General features: G+C 39.4%; 12 protein-coding genes. 11 read left to right on the top strand and 1 reads right to left on the bottom strand.

Annotation, left to right across the window (positions count from 1 at the left end; translation table 11 throughout):
* Window positions 1–195: 195 nt before the first annotated feature.
* The 10 genes from N824_RS32890 (at window position 196) to N824_RS23735 (ending at window position 16,701) form a co-directional block, all read left to right on the top strand.
* Entirely contained in the window at window positions 196–432 is a 237-nt protein-coding gene (locus N824_RS32890; protein ID WP_052334257.1) for a hypothetical protein, read from the top strand.
* A gap of 7 nt (window positions 433–439) precedes the next feature.
* Window positions 440–931, top strand: a complete 492-nt coding sequence (locus N824_RS23780) for a GNAT family N-acetyltransferase (protein ID WP_048907595.1) — start codon at window positions 440–442, stop codon at window positions 929–931.
* A 1,050-nt stretch (window positions 932–1,981) separates the two neighbouring features.
* Window positions 1,982–2,596, top strand: coding sequence for an RNA polymerase sigma factor (locus N824_RS23770; RefSeq protein WP_048907593.1), 615 nt, complete (start codon window positions 1,982–1,984; stop codon window positions 2,594–2,596).
* A gap of 136 nt (window positions 2,597–2,732) precedes the next feature.
* Complete coding sequence (locus N824_RS23765) at window positions 2,733–3,917, top strand: FecR family protein (RefSeq protein ID WP_052334256.1); 1,185 nt, start codon at window positions 2,733–2,735, stop codon at window positions 3,915–3,917.
* Window positions 3,918–4,187: 270 nt separating this feature from the next.
* A complete protein-coding gene (locus tag N824_RS23760) occupies window positions 4,188–7,577 on the top strand; it encodes a TonB-dependent receptor (protein WP_161662356.1) in 3,390 nt (1,129 codons plus the stop codon).
* Between the two features lie 20 nt (window positions 7,578–7,597).
* Window positions 7,598–9,262, top strand: a complete 1,665-nt coding sequence (locus tag N824_RS23755; protein WP_048907591.1) for a RagB/SusD family nutrient uptake outer membrane protein — start codon at window positions 7,598–7,600, stop codon at window positions 9,260–9,262.
* Window positions 9,263–9,278: 16 nt separating this feature from the next.
* Window positions 9,279–11,645, top strand: coding sequence for a discoidin domain-containing protein (locus tag N824_RS23750; RefSeq protein ID WP_048907590.1), 2,367 nt, complete (start codon window positions 9,279–9,281; stop codon window positions 11,643–11,645).
* 45 nt (window positions 11,646–11,690) lie between these two features.
* Entirely contained in the window at window positions 11,691–14,027 is a 2,337-nt protein-coding gene (locus N824_RS23745; RefSeq protein ID WP_048907589.1) for a glycoside hydrolase N-terminal domain-containing protein, read from the top strand.
* Between the two features lie 298 nt (window positions 14,028–14,325).
* Window positions 14,326–14,592 carry a hypothetical protein gene (locus N824_RS23740; protein ID WP_048907588.1) on the top strand — a complete coding sequence of 89 codons (267 nt, stop codon included), beginning with the start codon at window positions 14,326–14,328 and terminating at the stop codon, window positions 14,590–14,592.
* A 186-nt stretch (window positions 14,593–14,778) separates the two neighbouring features.
* A complete protein-coding gene (locus N824_RS23735; RefSeq protein WP_048907587.1) occupies window positions 14,779–16,701 on the top strand; it encodes an SIR2 family protein in 1,923 nt (640 codons plus the stop codon).
* Between the two features lie 222 nt (window positions 16,702–16,923).
* Here N824_RS23735 and N824_RS23730 read toward each other — a convergent pair whose 3' ends face one another.
* Window positions 16,924–18,015, bottom strand: coding sequence for a S9 family peptidase (locus tag N824_RS23730; RefSeq protein WP_161662355.1), 1,092 nt, complete (start codon window positions 18,013–18,015; stop codon window positions 16,924–16,926).
* 344 nt (window positions 18,016–18,359) lie between these two features.
* Between N824_RS23730 and N824_RS23725 the strand changes: the two genes are divergently transcribed.
* On the top strand, window positions 18,360–19,364 hold the full coding sequence (locus N824_RS23725) for a hypothetical protein (RefSeq protein ID WP_048907585.1): 1,005 nt from the start codon (window positions 18,360–18,362) through the stop codon (window positions 19,362–19,364).
* Window positions 19,365–19,486 lie beyond the last annotated feature (122 nt).

Raw genomic sequence — 19,486 nt, 5'->3', positions numbered from 1 at the left:
CTTATCTACTGTCAATAACTTTATTTTAGGCGGTTAACTATTTTATGGATATTTAACTACTAGCCTATAACGTATAATGGATGCCAACAACTGCCAAAATCAGGTTAATCGGATAGAATCTTATATTGCTTCATACATTAGAAGATGGCTGATGAAATGAGAATGGACTTTTGTGTTTGATTAAAAACTATTATTTTGGAAATTAAGAAGAAAAGATACATCGTAGGTTCGATCTATCCCGAAAATGTGTGTTTTGAGGGAGAGAACCTGATCCCTGATGTTACGCAGTGCAAAGTCCTTGGAAGTTGCGGAACAACAGATGTACGTGAAAAATGCTGTGCGCCAGCCGTGAAAGAAGAAAAATCAAAACCGCAAATGGTAAATCTTGCAGGTGCTGGACAGACTTGTGAACCCGGCTCAGGCTACTGCTAAATAAGATATGGAGATCATAGAATTACGCCCAGACCATTGGGAAGATGTAAGAACCATCTATTTACATGGCATTGCAACTAAACAAGCGACATTTCAGACAGATGCACCAAGCTGGGAAGATTGGGACAAGGGACACCTTTCGGAACTGAGATATGTTGCCCTAATTGACGGAGTTGTCGCTGGCTGGGCGGTGCTGTCCCCTGTTTCATCAAGGTGCGTGTATGCCGGAGTAACTGAAGTCAGTGTTTATATACATGAGAGCTATCGGAGTAAAGGAGTCGGAAAAGTTTTATTACAAAAGCTAATCACTGAAAGTGAGGCTAATAATATATGGACGTTGCAATCCGGTATCTTTCCTGAAAATGTAGCAAGCATTGCACTTCATGAAAAACTGGGCTTCCGCACAATTGGATACCGAGAAAAGGTAGGTAAAATGGATGGGATTTGGCGGGATACAGTGCTGATGGAAAGAAGAAGTAAAATAACGGGACAAGATTAAAATTTAAACTGAAAAAAGTATTAGTACTCTGCACAGGAAACAGTTGTAGAAGCCAGCTAGCAGAAGGTTCTTTAAGCATTTTGCTGGAAATCAGGTAGAAATCTATTGTGCCGGAATAGAAACGCATCGCGTTAATCTAAAGGCAATTCAGGTTGTGTCAGAAGACCACATTGATATTTCAGGGCGCAATTCAAATAATGTAGATGAATACTCGTGAATTGATTTTGATGCTGTGATCACTTTTAGGGGCTTTTACTGTCGACTCGTTAACCCTGTTTTAAAGGTTACCTCAATATGGTCACTTTTTATTTTTATGACGTTAAGTATAGAAATTAGTATAATGGAAATTATGCTATAAATTATTCCCTTTTCATCTACAGGAAAAAAATAAAAATAGCGGATATTGCAAAGGTAGAAATAGTATCCCTGGATGCTTTTTCTGAGATCGGTGGATGGAGTATTCGATATGATTCTGGAACTATGAACGAGGGGTTATATAATAGGTAAAATTGTAACCTTAGCTCTCGTAGTTATACCTGTATACTTCGCAGATATGAGTGGGGAAGAACCACGTTCCGCGAAAGAGGTGTCACATACGGAATAATCCCCACTTAAAATAACGGTTTTTTTTAAAAACCGAATAAAGGAAAATAAATACATGATTACTTTCTTAGGCCCTTTATAGATATTAAATTGGTAGGGACGCTACTGTTTTGTAAAAGTCCAGCTATCTGCAATTTTCCTTAAGTGATAAGATCTATTGGGTTTAACTGCTTTGTGTTGTCCTGTATAAAATAGGCTTTCTGAAATCGGGAGTACGTAAAGTCTGCCGTTAGGGTATAAGGATAGTCTAAAGTTTAGTTGTTTGTTTATCGTTGTTTTAATGATAATATTATCCATTATTTAATGTATAATATCCATCTTTAAATAAAAAAAATAGAACAGTTTTGCCTATACCAGATATTTTTTTCTATGACAAGGAAGTACTCTCATTGCAAAGTGTTCGGCATTCTTGATTTATTCTTTTAAGTACCAGGAGTCTTTTAGATTATGAAAAGAAGTATGTCAAATCAGCGCATGACACCTGTCCTTTTTGAGGAAGATAAACTGCTGGCAAAAATAGCTGAGGGAGATCACCTTGCCTTTAAGATTCTTTATCAAAGATATTACGACATTATCTTTAAATTTTCTTTTCGATTATTGAGGTGTGAATCTTCTGCTGAAGAAGTAATTCAGGAAACCATGCTCCATATTTGGCAAATGGGTGACAAGCTGAAGGCCACTAACAATATTGAAGCTTATATTAAGACGATCGCTCGTCGCAGGGCAATCGATCTTCTCAGGCTAAATGAAAAATCAGCAAGTATTCAAAAGGAACTGTTAGCACTATCAGAGGTGGGAGAATCAAGCATTCAGGAGCTTATTACACTGGAGCATGCACACCTTACCTTAGCAGAAGGCATCGGAAAATTACCCGAGCAACAGCGCCAGGTTTATCAGCTTTGTTATCAACAAGGATTTAAGTATAAGGAAGCAGCAGATAAGCTTAATATCAGTCACGGAACAGTTCAAACCCACATGAAGTTGGCGCTTAAGTTTTTGAGAGGATACATTCACAAGCATTCTCACTTTGCGGCAGTCGCATTTATATTTAAATTTTTTTAAGCCAGAAGGCAATATTTTTCCTCTTAATCTTTTTTTTAAAAACGATTACCTCGATTTCCGATTTCTCCGACTTACTAGTAAACTGATATTAAATTAGGGTTAAACTTAGTTTAATGCGCTTTATAGAGAAATTAAAATGACGAAGAGTAGATTTAGATATTTATACGATCAATACCTGAATGGAAAGCTAAGTGCTGACGAACAGGAGGAATGGAGTGCTGCATTATCTGACTCTGATTTTTATGATGAACTTGAAATATTGACACAACACTTATGGGATAGAGATGATTTACCAGTCCCGGATTACAACAAGGAAAAAGCGCGTGTTATTTACGAAGATATTATTGGCCTGCAGAATGAGAAAACTATCCCTCTTGTAATAAAACCGGGTAATCAAAAAACCGTAAAGCTTTGGCCTCGCCTGGCCAGTGCAGCTATTGCAGTGCTGGTGTTGAGTGTAGGTATATTTTTCTACCACAAACGCAGCATTTCCGCTGAACAAAAAAATAACTATGCTCAAGACGCTGCCCCTGGTAAAGTAGGTGCAACTTTGACCTTAGCAAATGGGAAAAAGATCAGCCTCAGCAAGACAGGAAAGGGAGAGGTTGCCAAGGAATCAGGAGTCAGTATTCGTAAAACATCGGAGGGTCAGTTGGTATATCAGCTTACATCATCCTCAAGGACGGGTGGCAAAAATACCCTTACAACCGCACGTGGAGAAACCTATATCTTGATTTTACCAGATCATTCAAAAGTTTGGCTCAATGCGGCATCGAGCATAACTTACTCCGCTGATCTTTTGAAGGACGGTATCCGTCGGGTTGAGCTTGAAGGAGAGGCATATTTCGAAATTGCTAAAGATAAAAAACACCCCTTCGTAGTGAGTACCCCTAATCATGATGTCGAAGTGTTGGGTACACATTTTAACATCAGCAGTTATGCCAATGAATCTACAACAACAACTCTTCTGGAGGGTAGTGTAAAGGTAAAAAATGGGCAGTTAAGCAGAACCCTTAAGCCAAATCAACAATCCAAATTTGTTTCCGGGGTATTTGATGTTAAAAATGTAATTGCTGAAGATGCAATAGCCTGGAAAGATGGAATATTTCTCTTTGAAGATGAACCATTACAAAGCATCATGAAACGAATTTCCAGATGGTATAATGTGGATGTGGAATATGAGAAAGGTGTAGATAAAAATAAACTATATGGCGGTGGATTGTCGAAGTATAATCAGGTTTCCTCAGTACTGGAAATGTTAGAATCCACAAAAAATATACATTTTAAAATTGAAGGAAGGAGGATAATTGTCATGAAGTAAACTTACGCAAAATGACTGTGTATCATTCACTTTTAAGCTCCAGTTTGTAAAGGGGTAAATAATCAATCCTGATATAAAACCAGGATTGATCTGAGTGTTTTGATCTCCTATTCCAAAAGGAATTGTTTAATTATTTAAACGTGATTGCTTACAAATTTTCGACGATCAGGAAGCATTCGCAAATCAACCAAAACAACCAAAAGTATGAAATTTATTCATCTATTTAGATGCATTATTGGATATCTCGCATCTAAACAAATGTTGCGTATTATGAAATTAACCATTGTCATCATGACAACCTTTCTTATGCAGTTAAGTGCAGTCACATTGGCCCAGCATATAACATTCAAGGAAAATAATGTAAATCTTCGGCACGTCTTCGCTCAGATAAGGAAACAAACAGGATATATTGTCCTTTATGAGTCTGATCTTATAAAGGGAGTGGGGACAGTAAGCATCAATTTAGAAAAGGTGCCATTGAAAGATGCGCTGAAAGTTATACTTAAAGGTCAAAATCTAAATTTTGAGATTAAGCAAAAATCGATCATTCTTAGCAAGGAACAGCCATCTTCTCAAACTCCCAAAATCATTGAAGAACCGAAGAAAGTTGAAATTAAGGGAAAGGTTGCGGATGAACATGGACAACCAATTTCATCTGTAAATATTGCGGTAAAGGGAACAAAAAGGGGAACTTCTACCGATGGAAATGGTAATTTCTCAATTTCTTTAATAAATGGGGAACAAGAAATAATTATCTCAGCAGTAGGCTATGTAACCCAAACAATCACGGTTGGTGCCCAAGCAAATATTAACGTCGTCCTACTAGAAGATAATGGTCAGTTAAAGGAGCTCGTGGTGGTAGGATACGCTACAAAGGATAAATCATCTGTTACCGGAGCGATCTCTCAGGCTGATAAAAAGGTGTTCGAATCAAGACCCTTAGTGAATGCTTCGAGTGCTTTGCAGGGAGCGGTATCCGGGCTCACTGTGATTCGTAGCAGTGGGCAACCTGGCCGACAGGGCTATGATCTTCAAATCAGGGGAATTTCGTCGGTAAATGGAAACAAGCCACTGGTGTTGATTGATGGAATACCCGGTGATCTTAATGGGCTAAACCCTAACGATATTGCTGGTGTAAGTGTACTGAAAGATGCAGCTGCATCTATTTATGGTGCCCGTGCGGCAGATGGCGTGGTACTGATCACGACTAAGAAAGGGGTAAAGGGACCTCCACAGGTAGACTATTCAACAAATTTCGGATTGAAAACACCTGATTATCTTAAAGCTGTAACCAACACACTCCAATTTGCAGAAATGACACATGAGTCATTAACCAATGTAGGGTTACCAGGTGTGTCAGATGAAGTATTCAACAAAATCAGACAAGGTGCCCCCGCTGATTCAAAAGGATGGGTTACTTATTTACAGGATTATCCTGGGTTTTATACAGATAACAATTGGAATAAAATACTTTATGGAGATGCTACTCAGCAAACACATAACATCAGTGTAACAGGGGGTGGTGAAAATAGTGGCTACCTTTTCTCGGCAGGTTATACCAAGGACAATGGCGTTTTTAAGTACGGAGAAAACAGTGTTGACCGCTATAATCTAAGAATGAACTATGATTTTAAGCTATTGGATAAGATCAATGTTCAAACCAGAAATAGCTTTAATAACGATATCGTAAGAGAACCAAGATCATGGGAAGAAGTAATGTCGCATACTCCAAGACTGTTTAATTTTGTTCCCTTGCGGAATAAAGTTGGAGAATATTATACCTATCAAGGGTATGTGAACCCTGCACAGCAATTAGAAGAGGGGGGAACACGTGAATCCAACACCAATGCGTTCTCCTTTAATGTTAAAGCGGATGTAGAAATCCTAAAAGGGCTTAAAATAACCGGGCAGGCCGGTGTCAATATGGGTAACTATTATGACCAAGGCAACACCAGGACATTTAATTTATATGATTATGAAGGTAATACGCAAGGCTATAGGAATCCACTAAATTCCGCTTACTATGCCAATAGCAGGAACTTGTTTAAGTCATATACTGGTTTAATTGAATATACGAAGTCACTTGGTGACAACCATAACCTAAACCTTATGGCTGGAACTTCGTTTGAAAAAAACACAGATCTGGGAACAACTGTTACCGGTTCAAATTTCACAGGAAATGAGATATTTACACTTAATCTGGCGGATTTAACCAAGGCTAATTATACAGGTTTAACAGGTTTTGACACAGATTGGGCCCTAAGCTCTTATTTCAGCAGATTCAGCTATAGTTTTAAAAACAAGGTTTTTCTTGATGCAACTGTTCGTTTAGATGGAAGCTCCAAATTCTCGCCTGACAAACGTTGGAGTGCAGCATTTCCCAGTTTATCTGTCGCTTATAACCTTTCGCAAGAGCAATTCATTAAATCACTGAGCATTGTCAGTAACTTTAAAATCAGAGGTTCATGGGGACAGGCCGGAAATCAGGAAATCAGGGCCTTTAGTAATTACGGTTATATCCCACTCATTACCGTAAGTGGAGGTTATCCCCTTGGTTCTCCAAATGCCAGGTTTCCAGGTGCGGTATCAGGTATCGCTTCTGATAAAAGAACATGGGAAACTATCGAAACAACGAACCTTGGGATTGACTTTGGTTTCCTTGATAACCGCTTAAGTGGTAGTATTGATTTCTATAATAAAGAAAACCGCAATATGCTTGTAAATGTACAAGTGCCAGCAACACTCGGCGGAACACCACCGAGCCAGAATCTGGGCCACTTGACAACCAAAGGGTTCGATTTCTCTATCGGATGGAAAGATCAGGCAGGAAAACTCAAATACAGCATTACAGCAATATTGAACGACAGCAGAAATAAACTGGTAGAATTAAAAGGTAATGATGTACTATCACAAGGACTTAATTACACACACCAGGGCTATTCATTAAATAGTTACTTCGGATATCATTTCGCTGGAATCATACAGAATGCCGAGCAGTTAGCCAATTATAAAAAGCTTATAGGGATACCAAATAGCATTGGGATTGGAGATGTAATGTATAGCGATGTCGATGGTGACGGTAACATTACACCTTATGGTGACCCGGCAAAAGGTACTAAGGGTGACCTGGTCTATCTGGGTAATACTATGCCACGTTATACGTTTTCCACCAACATCAATGTTTCCTATGCTAACTTCGACCTTTCCGTTATGATGCAGGGTGTTGGTAAGCAAATGAATATCAGAGATGGAGTGTTTTCTGTTCCTATGAGTGCCATTTATTTCCAGCCGCTAGCCTACTTTTATGGGAAGAACTGGACACCGGAAAATACAAGTGCACAGTATCCAAGACTGATTCCCGGGTCAGTAGGGTTTGATAACCTGCTTAATTACAATTGGAGGTATTCTTCCATGCGGATAAATAATCTGGCTTATCTCCGTTTCAAGGTGATTACAATTGGCTATAATGTACCTGAAGTGTTTTGTAAAAAGCTTAAAATCAAAGGAATCAGACTGTATGTGAGCGGACAGGATCTGTTCACTATCTCGAACGGTACATGGGGGCATTCATTCGACCCTGAAGAAGGCTACCAAACTACAAATGAACAAACTTACCCGTTTACCAAGGTGAAATCAGTTGGTCTGAACGTTAAATTTTAGAATTCGATAAGAAGATGATTATGAAACATTATTTTAAACTATTTCCGGCAATGGCATTAACCATGGTGCTGATATTTAATTCAGGATGTAAGAAACAACTTGATCTTAAACCTAAGGATACCTTGTCTGATGTGATCTTTTATAAAACAGCTGCTGATTTTAAGCTTGCAGCAAATGGCCTTTATAATTCTTTGCAGGGGCTCAACTTTAGCGATACCGAAACAGATATTGCCTTCAATACTGCAAATGCAATAAGCTCAGGAGATTATCTGCCCTCAGAAACTGTAAGTACTTGGACAGACGCTTATTATTATATCCGTAATGCAAATAAAATTATTAGTAAGGGCGAAGGACTAACAGACTCCGGAATCAAAAATTATGTAGCCGAAGCCAGGTTTTTCAGAGCCTATAATTATTGGCTCTTGTTTCGCCTTTTTGGTGGCGTACCCTTAATCTCCAAAGTACTAGATGTAGACGATCCTGACTTATACGCAGCAAGGTCGACTCGTAAAGAAACGGCCGATTTTATCCTTAACGATCTTGCTGATGCCATTGCTGATCTTCCTCTGAATAGTAAAGTTGCCGGGACAGATGTAGGTCGAATTACCAGTGGCGCAGCAAGTGCATTGATGGCAAGGGTTGCGTTATTTGAAGGAACCTGGCAAAAATACCGTAATGGTGATGGTACAGATTACTTAAACACTGCCATCAATGCGGCAAATACGATCATTTCCAGCAGAGAATACGATCTATTTACAGCTAAAGGCGCACAAAGCTACCGCTATCTTTTTATCGAAGAAGGTGATGATTCCAGGGAAAGTGTACTTGACAGGAGGCATGAAGTGAACATTTCCGGACAGCAATATCCGTATTCTGTGGTAGGTACAGTTTGCTATTTACCAACGAGAAAGCTTGCTGATATGTATTTATGTAAAGATGGTTTGCCTATCACAAAATCGCCGCAGTTTAATGGCTATAATACCGTTAGTTCCGAATATGATAACCGCGATCCGCGGATGACCATGACCATGGTCATCCCGGGAACTTCAATAGTCGAGGTCTTCAATCCACTCGTTCCTGTGGTTAACTGGCCAAATTCTCCGCAAAGAAACGGAAATACTGGATACATTACCTATAAATACCTTTCTGAAAATGTATTTGGCAATACCAATAACGGAGATAACTTTGGTTATGATAACCATATTATCCGTTACGCTGAAGTTTTGATGATCTATGCGGAAGCTATGTTCGAGAAGAATGGTTCGCTTTCTGATGATGACTTGAATAAGAGTATCAACCTCATTCGAGCAAGGGTAAACATGCCCTTGCTTTCTAATGTTTTTTTAACAACAAACGGTCTGGATTTGAAAACCGAATTAAGGAGAGAAAGAAATGTAGAGTTTGCTCTTGAAGGTTTCAGGTATGATGACATCAGGAGGTGGAAAACAGCGGAAACAGAAATGACTCAGGACATTAAAGGTATAAAAATAAAAGGGACGGCCTGGCAAACTATTGCCCCTTATAGCGGAGCTGGTTATCAGGCCAGAACTGATGCTAACGGGTTTTTAATCGCGCAACCAGCGTCAGCACGCTCATTTAATCCTGAGAAACATTATCTAAGACCCCTGCCAACAAAAGAAATCGCCTTGTATAAAGGAAAACTCACACAAAATCCAAACTGGTAAATTAATGAAGTTAACTATGTTTAAAAATACAATCACAACACTATGCTTGTTGCTCCTAGTCAATGCAGTTTTAGGACAGGCTATTTCTACACCGACTGGACCACCCAAAACCATCAACGTTGATGGCAACGGTTCCGGGAGAATTTTCGATGGAATCGGCGCCGTTAGTGCAGGTTCTTCCTCTAGATTATTGATCGATTATGCTGATAAATCCAGAAGTGACATATTGGATTATCTGTTTAAACCAAACTTTGGTGCAGGCTTTACTTACCTTAAAACTGAAATTGGTGGAGATGGAAATACTACTTGTGGTTCAGAACCCAGCTTTGCCAGAACTAGAGAGGAAATGGAAAAACCCCATTACAATAGGGGATTCGAATACTGGTTAATGCGTGAAGCGGCCAACAGAAATCCTGCTATTGAACTCGATGCTCTGGAATGGAGCATGCCAGGATGGTTTAAAGGCATTTGGTCACAGGATAACGCCGACTATCTGGTTAAGTTTATCCAGGGAGCAAAACAATGGGGGCTAAATATGAAATATATTTCCGGCTGCTGGAATGAACGTGATTATAACAGGGACTGGATTGTCAACACCTTAAGGCCAACGCTTGATAGAAATGGATTTAAGGACATTAAAATAAATGCACCAGAAGGGGCAGGAAAAGCATGGGAAATCAGTGACTTGCTGGTTAAGGATTCTGTGTTTAAAAATACAATTGCTTCCATTAGTTATCATTACCCGGATTCATATATGTGGGGTTACAGAGGAGAGGAGCCTAATCCAAACTCTGTTTTAACTGATTTGCCTTTGTGGTCTGGTGAAGATTTTTCATTACCAGGAAAATCATGGAGGAACACGACATACCTTGCAAAAAACATTTTAAAGTGTTATATCAAATGGAAAATCGTAAAGGTAAACATGTGGTGCCCGATTGCTTCTATGCCCGATATCTCCTGCTTTTCAAATGTTGGGATCATGAAAGGTACTACTCCATGGTCGGGGAATTATGAAGTGTGGCCAACCATCTGGGGGGTAGCGCACTTTAATCAATTTGCCAAACCGGGATGGAAATACATAGACAGTGGTTGTGGGGAATTAAGTGGAGATGGTGCTTATTGTACCTATAAAAATATGGATGGCAGTAATGACTATAGCATCGTTGTGGTGAGCGGCGCCGATGCCCAAAAATTAGTATTCAATATTTCTGACCTTCCTACGAATAAACTGCATGTATGGAAATCGGATAGTAAAACCCAGTTCCAGAAACAAGAAGATATTACTGCTGTCAATGGTGAGATTACGCTATCAGTCGATCCGGAAAGCATTTATACGATTACTACGACTACCGGCCAGCAAAAAGGAGTACACGACATTCCTAAGGAAAAGGCCTTCCCATTAAATTACACCGATAATTTTGACAATTATGCGCTGGATCGGGCACCGCTTTCCCCTAAATATTTTTATGACAATTCAGGTGCCTTTGAACTTACAAAATCTAAAGGAAACAACAAATACCTTAGACAACTGCTGGTAAATGACATTACGCACTGGATTCCTGATGAGTGCGCTTATACTTTTGTTGCCCAGGCTACAGAATGGGCACAGGGACAAATTTCTTCGGATGTTTTTGTCGAAAATAATGCTTTTAACGGAGTCGGTTATGCTGGGATAATTTTGAGAGGCTCTTATGATAAGGCCTCACAGGCAAATATTCCTTTCGGCTATCGTTTAAATATCTATAAAGATGGGGCCTGGAAATTGCAGACAAAAAACAGTACACTAGCTAGTGGCAAAATTGATGTTACTAAGTGGCATAACCTTAAACTAACCAGTAAAGGCAGCAATATCAAAGCATTTATAGATGGCCAGATGGTTGCAAATGTAGAAGATGATACTTATTCTGTTGGTGCAGCTGGCTATGTTTCTGGTTTTAATTTTGCTGGGTTCGATAACCTTGTGTTGAACTATATACCAGCCTCAGGCCAACTGTTGTCGGCCTGGATGCCAGCTACTTCTCCAGTGGATCTAACTGGTAATAATTTAATCAGTGCGTTTGATGGCAACAGTAGTTCCAAATGGAGTCCCAAAGCTGACGGCACTAAACAGAGTTTAACAGTCGATCTGGGTTCGGTAAACCAAATAAAAAGATGCGAAACCTTTACCGATTTCGTGGATAAGGGATTGCAATATAAAATTGAATATTCAGTTGACAACCTGAAATGGTCTGTTTTTTCAGATAAAACAAGCAACTCCAGAATATCAATTCCATGTTTTGCCGATCAAGGCAATGCCAAAGCTCGGTGGGTGCGCTTGACACTTTTTCCGGCAAACGATAAGACTATCGCGAGTATCTATGAATTTAAGGTTTACGGAGATTAATCAGCTCAGCCATCAAACAACTCAGGATTCGAAACAATATATATCATGAAGAAACTGTTAACTGTATTTTGTTTTTGCTGTCTCGCTTTTACTGACGTATTTGCCAAGCAAAAGCCCTTAAAATTGTGGTATGATAAACCAGCGGAAATTTGGGAAGCCACCTTACCGCTAGGTAATGGCAGATTGGGAATGACGCCCGACGGCGGTGTTTTAAAGGAGAAAATTGTCCTCAACGATATCACCTTGTGGTCAGGCAGCCCACAAGATGCGAATAATTACGAAGCATATAAAAGTCTTCCTGCCATCAGAGCGCTCATTTTACAGGGTAAAAATGACGAAGCCCAGGCGTTGGTAAATAGCAATTTTGTCTGTAAAGGCGAAGGATCAGCGGGTGAGCGTTGGGGTAAATTTCAAACCATGGGTGCTTTGGAAATCGATTTTACCTATAAAGGAGATCAAGCAGGCAAGCAAGAGGCTATACAATATCGCCGGGAACTGTTATTAGATCAAGCCGTAGCAAACTGTACATTTACACGTAACGGTGTAAATTATAAAAGAGAGTACTTTACCAGTTTTGATGATGATGTCAATGTGATTAGGTTAACAGCTGATAAACCCGGACAGCTTAACTGTCGGATTACCATGAATAGACAAGAACGCTATAGTGTTAAAACTGTAAACAGCGAATTGCAAATGTCCGGTCAGCTCAACAATGGCACAGACGGCAAGGGAATGAAATACTTGGCTAGAGTACAGGCGAAATTGAAAGATGGAACTATCCGTCCAGAAAACAATAATCTGGTAATTGAAGACGCCACGGAGGTTTTGATTTATATTTCTGCCGGAACTGATTTCAAAGGCTTTACCTTTGAAGAAAAGACAAGCCAGTTTTTGACAGCAGCAACGAAAAAGACTTATGATCTGCAAAAACACAGACATATAGCGGCATTCAGCAAGCTCTTTAAACGTGCTTATATCGATCTCGGTGAAGGACCAACGGCGGATTTGCCAACAGATCGCCGGATAGCCAATTTCTACAACAATTTCAATAATGATCCATCACTAGCTTCCTTGTTTTTTCAATACGGAAGATACCTGAGTATCAGCAGCACGCGAGTGGGGTTGTTGCCTCCAAATTTACAGGGCTTATGGGCAAAAGAGATCAATACACCTTGGAACGGTGATTATCATTTGGATGTAAATGTGCAGATGAACCATTGGCCTCTTGAAGTGGTAAATCTCTCCGAATTGAATCTGCCGCTTGCAGAGTTCGTGAAAAGCCTCGTTGAACCAGGAAAGAGAACTGCGAAAGCCTATTATAATGCAGATGGCTGGATTGCGCATGTAATAACAAATGTCTGGGGATTTACAGAACCTGGTGAGAACGCTTCATGGGGAGCATCAAATGCAGGTTCAGGATGGTTATGTAGCAATTTATGGGACCATTATGCTTTTACGAATGATTTTAACTATCTAAAAGATATCTATCCTATCCTAAAAGGCTCGGCAGAATTTTATAAAAGCGTGTTAGTTAAAGACCCTAAAACAGGTTGGATGGTTACTTCTCCTTCAGTTTCACCAGAGAACACCTTTTACATGGCTAACGGAAAGACAGCAAGTATTTGTATGGGTCCTACTATTGATAATCAGATTGTTAGGGAGTTGTTTGGCAATGTGATCACTGCATCAAAGCATTTGAAAATTGATGGAGCGTTTAGAGAGGAGTTAGCAAATTTGTTGCAGGTGATACCTCCGGCCGGAGTGATCAGCAAAGATGGACGAATACAGGAATGGCTAGAGGATTATAAGGAAATCGAACCGACTCACCGTCATGTTTCTCATTTGTATGGAGTTTATCCAGCATCATTAATCACACCTTTATCTACTCCCAAACTCGCAGAAGCTGCAAAAAAGACGCTTGAAATAAGGGGGGATAATAGTACGAGTTGGTCTATTGCCTACAAAACCTTGTTTTGGGCAAGACTGCATGATGGAAATAGGGCTTTTAAATTAATCAGAGAAATGCTAAAACCCGTAGCTGATCCGAATAATCGGGGAGGTGGCGGTGTTTATCCAAATCTATTTTCAGCACATCCTCCATTTCAGATTGACGGCAATTTCGGAGCTACTGCCGGTATCGCAGAGATGCTTTTACAAAGTCATGATGGCTGTATAGATTTATTGCCTGCTTTGCCTGATGCCTGGAAAAATGGTGAAATCAAGGGGCTCAAAGCAAGAGGTAATTTTACCGTGGATATGAAGTGGAAAGATGGTAAAATGATCAAATTTACCATACGCTCTGCCAAGTCAGAAAAAATTAAGATCAGGGTCAATGGTGAGTACCGCCTCTATACCACTCTTAAGAATTTGTCGAATAGCTAATTTACCAAGGCCAGCCCTAGTAATTCAATCGAAGACTAGGGCTTTCTCCTGATTTGCAGAGCAGGTTCAAATGGGTTTTCGACGTGTTGATGAAAAACTTTTGGATTTTGAGCTATAGACACTGCCGGTCATGGTGGTCCTGGGATATTCATTGGAAATGGGGACGGAATCGAGAACGGGTTTGCTGGTCAATTAACTATCTAACACCTGCGATTTTCTTCAAACCATCTATAAATTTATTTATTTTTATGCAACTGTGTTAATGATTATCTTCATAATGGAATAAGTAAATTTGATTATGCTTGACCAGGAAACCAATAGGCAAAACTTGGCGGAGAGGAAACAAAAGATTGACGCCTTCGTTGAAAAAATACGGATTTTGGAATGCGAATCGGCTGAAAATCCAGATGATATAGAGACCTCGGAAAATCTAGAAGGGTGTAGAAGACTCTATGAAACATTAATCTACCACTATAAGAATCATTTGAATTACGTGACTGAAAATAATCTATTTGAGGCTGATGTTGTTGAAACGATGCTTAAGATGGCAAAATACAGCCGATAATCATCTGAAAGAAGAACTGCTGGATGAAAGTTTCATTCCCATTCACCGGTTCTTTATCATTTCTATCGAGAAAATAAAGTCATTTAATAACGCAAGCATAGGAGTGGCGGATAACGAACAGCCCATTGAACGGCAGTTTAAAACTTAAGGGCAATCCTAAATGCATAAATATCAGTAAATTTGTGAATGGGCATAACATTATTGATAGAAAAAATCAGGAAGGAGGAAGTCGCACTTTTTGTAGGGTCCGGATTGTCCTTATATGGGGGATATAAGGGTGCCAAGGAATTAAAAGAACTCATTTGCAGACGGGTTGAGACGTATTGCGAGACAGAGACTGAAATCAGTGCAGCAAGGGAAAAAAACCTAGAAGAAATCACAGAATTGTTGATTAGGTATTCAGGTTCCAGGGAAGTATTGAACAAGATTCTGATCCAGGAATACAAGAAGAAACCACTGGCTACTCACCTGCATGATCGCCTGGGCAGAATACCTCATTTTGATCACATCTTTACAACCAATTATGACACAATGTTGGAAGATAGTATGGAAAGACGCTGCCATGTGATCGGCTGCACTGACCATTTCCCCATACAAAATCTGCGATTTCCCAAAGTCTATAAGCTGCATGGTGACGTCAATAATCTAGACGAGATTATCATCACCAAAAGAGACTACGCCAAAAGTTCGGGAGAACAAAAGGGACACATCGTCTGGAATCGTTTTAAAGATGTAATCGCAACCAAAGCGATACTTTTTTTGGGTCATAGTTTCGAAGACAGTAACATCTGGGAAGTTTACAGCGATGTTGAAAAGCAATTTAAGGAGCACCACTTTGGCAAATACATGGTTTGTCCTAATCTAAATAAACACCAGCAGAATTATGTACAGAGCATTGGCTTTGTCTACATTAACATGACAGGTGAGGCCTTTTTCGATCATTTACTTCCACAACTTATTGAACATGCGATTGGTGACTGTGAAGCGCAGGAGCTCAGTCTTTCCACCTTCAAACGCTTCCTAGATTTCAATGATAAAAATGTCATCATCAAAACCGATGATCAGAAGATTAGGGTTGAGGCCATTCTTGAATTAGACGGTAGCTTTCATTCTGAAGTGAATTTTACATTGCCAGCTTCGGTACATGATCAACTAATGAAGTTTAGTCAAGGAGGGATCAGGGTAAAGTCTTTTAAAGTTGCTCAAGAAGACATTCTCAGTTTCTCGATGCACATGAGCGGGTTCAAACTTCCTCTAGATGCGTCAAAAATGGAAACATTAGAAGTTCTGCAGGTTCCCGACGAAATGGTATTGGATATAGAAAGTGAGGATGGCCTCATCGAGCATAACAAATTAAACTTAAAACGATACTACTACCAAGACGGAGCAAACTTGGAATTCAATATCCACAATGCCGGATTTGTGCTTTCATTCAAGACGGCCAAAAAAGGGATCAATGTGACCTTCAAATTTGATTTGCCTGCACATTTCCACAGTGTAAAGGAGGCCATCGATGTATTAAAATTCATTACTTATCTGTTCTCCGGCAAAAGGCTGGATTTTTACCTGGATAAGCAAAGCCCTTTTCCGATCGAAAACAGTAAACCTTTGAGAATTAAATTCGACGTTTGGGAAAGTAACCAGGTAGTGCAGCACCTGGAGCAATTGAGATTCCTGGAAAAAAAGCTGAAGATTAAATTTTCAAAGATAGCTTTAGAGCAAATGACACCCAAAACCGTGGAAGAAGTAAATTTTCTCCATCGGATCTTCTCGGACGGCTATGTAGAACAAGACTTTTCGAAAGCCATCATACTGCCAGCTGAATTACGAAAGTATACCACTTCAGATGACGGACCGGACAAACATCCGGATAAAAACCTGGTAATTGAGGTGCCAAAAATTTATACCTTTTATGACCAACCTTTACCGGAGCTGTTCCCAAAATTTGAAGTCATCGACGGGGAATTTGTAAGGCACGGGTCCATCTTCGCAATCAAGAGTAATGCAGGAAAAATTCGCCACAAATTGCTGCTAACCAGCGAATACTTACAGTTGCAACAAGGTAAAAATGAGCTGGTATCCGTAGAGAAATTTGTAAAGGAATCATAGAAACGCTTTTACCGAGCCAATTGCAGATATCTCCAAGCGTATGCTGCAATAAAATGGACTGAATGTTTGGATTTTGTAAATAATGCCGGGTTTAAAGATAAATATCAGTATTTACCATATAGTTCTGGTATCCCGATCAGGGAAAGTTGTAACCGTGTCTCTGGTAGTTGTACCCACCAATCCTGATATATTTCCTAGTTGACTGGTTGCAAGACTGAGTAATTAAAGCGACAAGGCATTAATCCAGGTGGACACAGTTGTCAACGCAATTGGGTGTACTGTTTCTGGAATTTGAGTGAACTCGGTCATGCTACCTGTTTCTGATTTTTGAAAGAAGTGGTTTAAACCAACTAAAGCAACAGTTTTATATTGTTTATTGCCACCCTGATCTAAAGCTTTGGCAATACCGGCTAGGTTCGCCTGGTAATTAACAATAAGATCCTTTGTGCCATTAAGTGCCAGTACGGGGCATTTTACTTTAGCCAAATAATCCGCTGGTTTTAATTTCAAAAAAGTTCTTTGCCAAGGTGTAGCAAGATGATCGTATCGTTTTTTCAAAGCCTTTAACTTTGACTTATCCCAGTGCTGGCTAAGCATTTCTTGCTGTAATAAACTATCGATATCATTTTTTAATTCACCTATGGATAGGCTTGAGTCCCGAAGGGTGAGGTCATAGAGCTTTTTGTCCAGTGCAAGTTTTTGGTTGATAATCGGCTCTGACAGACCTGCAACCCGGTTCAAATCTTCTAATTGTTGAAGGCCAACCTGATATATAGGAATCCCATCACCAGCCAATAGTACAATAAACTTAACATCATTGTTGCGACTTGCCACCATTGGTGCAATCAATCCCCCCTCACTTTGGCCAATCAATCCGATGGACAATTGATTTAAGTCCGGCCTCGAACGGATAAAAGATACAGCCGCTTCTACATCATCTGCAAAATCGAAGGTGGTAGCGGTTAAGAAATTCCCGGTTGATTTCCCTACACCCCGATCATCAAACCTTAATACAGCAATACCATGCCGGGTTAACCAATCGCTCCACACCAGGAAAGGACGATGATTCAATGCTTCTTCGTTTCGGTTTTGAGGACCTGATCCGGTAATCAGGATAACAATCTTTGAAAATTTGTTAATTGGTGGAATGGTTAAAGTCCCGGCTAATTGAATCCTTGATTTAGCGTTGTTTATCAATACCTCTTCTTGCTTATATGGGAAATTGGTTGGATCTTGTGGTCGAGAAGAAGAAGGCGCACTGGTACATGAATACATGAGTATGCAGAATGTAAATGCACTAAGAAATCTTTTCATTTTACTGGAGTTTATCCGAATATACATAATCCATTTGCTTAAATTCTTTGTATGCTTATCTGCCTGATAGTCAGGTTTATTTAATTGTAATTTTCTCCAACATCTTTAATCTATTATATTGGTAAAATTTAAGTGCTAAATACCTGACCCATCAATAGATTTGTGGGATGCATATCAGATTTAAGAGGAAGTAGTATTTGTCAAATTGATGATCATTTGCAAAAACCAAAATGATTGCTCTCAGTCTGTCAAGCTTATAAATTTCTTTTCAAAAGCTAATTTTTGAATTGGGCATTGCATTAGAACTGCTCAGGAGATAAAAAATATATATAGATTAGCCAAGGATGGAAAGGGTTATTTTACTTAAAACACAACTGGTTGAGGCTGCAAAATTCGCAAGATCAACACAGGCTGCACATAGGCGTCTTGCAGCCATTCTTTTGGATAATTTTATTGAAATACAGCTTTCTACATTAATCAAGCAAATTTTTAGACATGACGAAGCCTATTATAAAAGGGAAAAGAAGTATTCTGAGACGTTCAGGCATAAAGTACTTTATAACTACGACGAATTGTTAAAGCTTAGCGTTGTAGAATCTATTATTACAACGGATGAATGTAGAATGCTCAGTTTTTGCCATGACGTTAGAAATAACCTGTATCATAAAGTTGGCGAGGAGAAGCTATTAATTCGGATTGCTATCAATATGCTGTATTCCATCATTGTTAAATATCAGCCTAATTGGAAATCCGGAAGAGGATTTACGGCATATACCATGGATACTGTTGATCCTTACAATGACAAAAAAGGTCGTTTTGCGATGTTCAGTGGAAACTCAAAAGACGACTGGGATAATTTTCTAGCTAAACATTTTACATGCATTGATAGGAGAGCAAAATCGGCATCTAGATTGATTTCCGATTTTCTGGTTGGGAAAATGAAAGATGCGAAGAGTGCGTTGAAATTCGTAGACAAGGAATTCGTAATTTTTTTTCCCCATACTAAGGATTGGGATTTTAATAAACTTGTACTTAATTACGCATTTCTAAATGCAAACGACAACGAGCTAAAAAGATTAAAAGAGATTTCTGATGCGCATGAAAGGGATAGAAGGTTCGATGAACTGGCAAAAAAATATAAAAAGAGTTGGACTTTTAAAAAGCCGGAGCGACTCACTATTCTTGAAAGGAAATTTAAGGAACTGGGGACATTGAACATAGAACGATGTTTAGAAAAATTTATGTCCCATAGGGAAGAGGCTTTTATGCTGCACGATGCCCTCTCACGGGCAGCGGGGGAGCTGGATGGTGAAATACAATCAGCGATTGATAGAAGCAAAGGCAAATAATACAAAGTTCTAATTCTTAATTACTATGGTGCAATAGTAGCAATCTGGTTATAACCGGATTACTGGCCATAATCAAATTCGAAGAATATCACATCGGTAATCCACACATTTATAAAATGAAT

The sequence above is a fragment of the Pedobacter sp. V48 genome (assembly GCF_000523515.1).
GTDB lineage: Bacteria > Bacteroidota > Bacteroidia > Sphingobacteriales > Sphingobacteriaceae > Pedobacter.
This window is presented reverse-complemented; position numbering and strand designations above follow the sequence as displayed.

Excerpts from the sequence above, each read along its gene's own strand:
- N824_RS23750 (WP_048907590.1), top strand. The coding sequence starts at position 9,279 with ATGTTTAAAAATACAATCACAACACTATGCTTGTTGCTCCTAGTCAAT.
- N824_RS23780 (WP_048907595.1), top strand. The coding sequence starts at position 440 with ATGGAGATCATAGAATTACGCCCAGACCATTGGGAAGATGTAAGAACC.
- N824_RS23740 (WP_048907588.1), top strand. The coding sequence starts at position 14,326 with ATGCTTGACCAGGAAACCAATAGGCAAAACTTGGCGGAGAGGAAACAA.
- N824_RS23745 (WP_048907589.1), top strand. The coding sequence starts at position 11,691 with ATGAAGAAACTGTTAACTGTATTTTGTTTTTGCTGTCTCGCTTTTACT.
- N824_RS23760 (WP_161662356.1), top strand. The coding sequence starts at position 4,188 with ATGAAATTAACCATTGTCATCATGACAACCTTTCTTATGCAGTTAAGT.
- N824_RS23725 (WP_048907585.1), top strand. The coding sequence starts at position 18,360 with ATGGAAAGGGTTATTTTACTTAAAACACAACTGGTTGAGGCTGCAAAA.
- N824_RS23730 (WP_161662355.1), bottom strand. The coding sequence starts at position 18,015 with ATGAAAAGATTTCTTAGTGCATTTACATTCTGCATACTCATGTATTCA.
- N824_RS23765 (WP_052334256.1), top strand. The coding sequence starts at position 2,733 with ATGACGAAGAGTAGATTTAGATATTTATACGATCAATACCTGAATGGA.
- N824_RS23735 (WP_048907587.1), top strand. The coding sequence starts at position 14,779 with ATGGGCATAACATTATTGATAGAAAAAATCAGGAAGGAGGAAGTCGCA.
- N824_RS23770 (WP_048907593.1), top strand. The coding sequence starts at position 1,982 with ATGAAAAGAAGTATGTCAAATCAGCGCATGACACCTGTCCTTTTTGAG.
- N824_RS23755 (WP_048907591.1), top strand. The coding sequence starts at position 7,598 with ATGAAACATTATTTTAAACTATTTCCGGCAATGGCATTAACCATGGTG.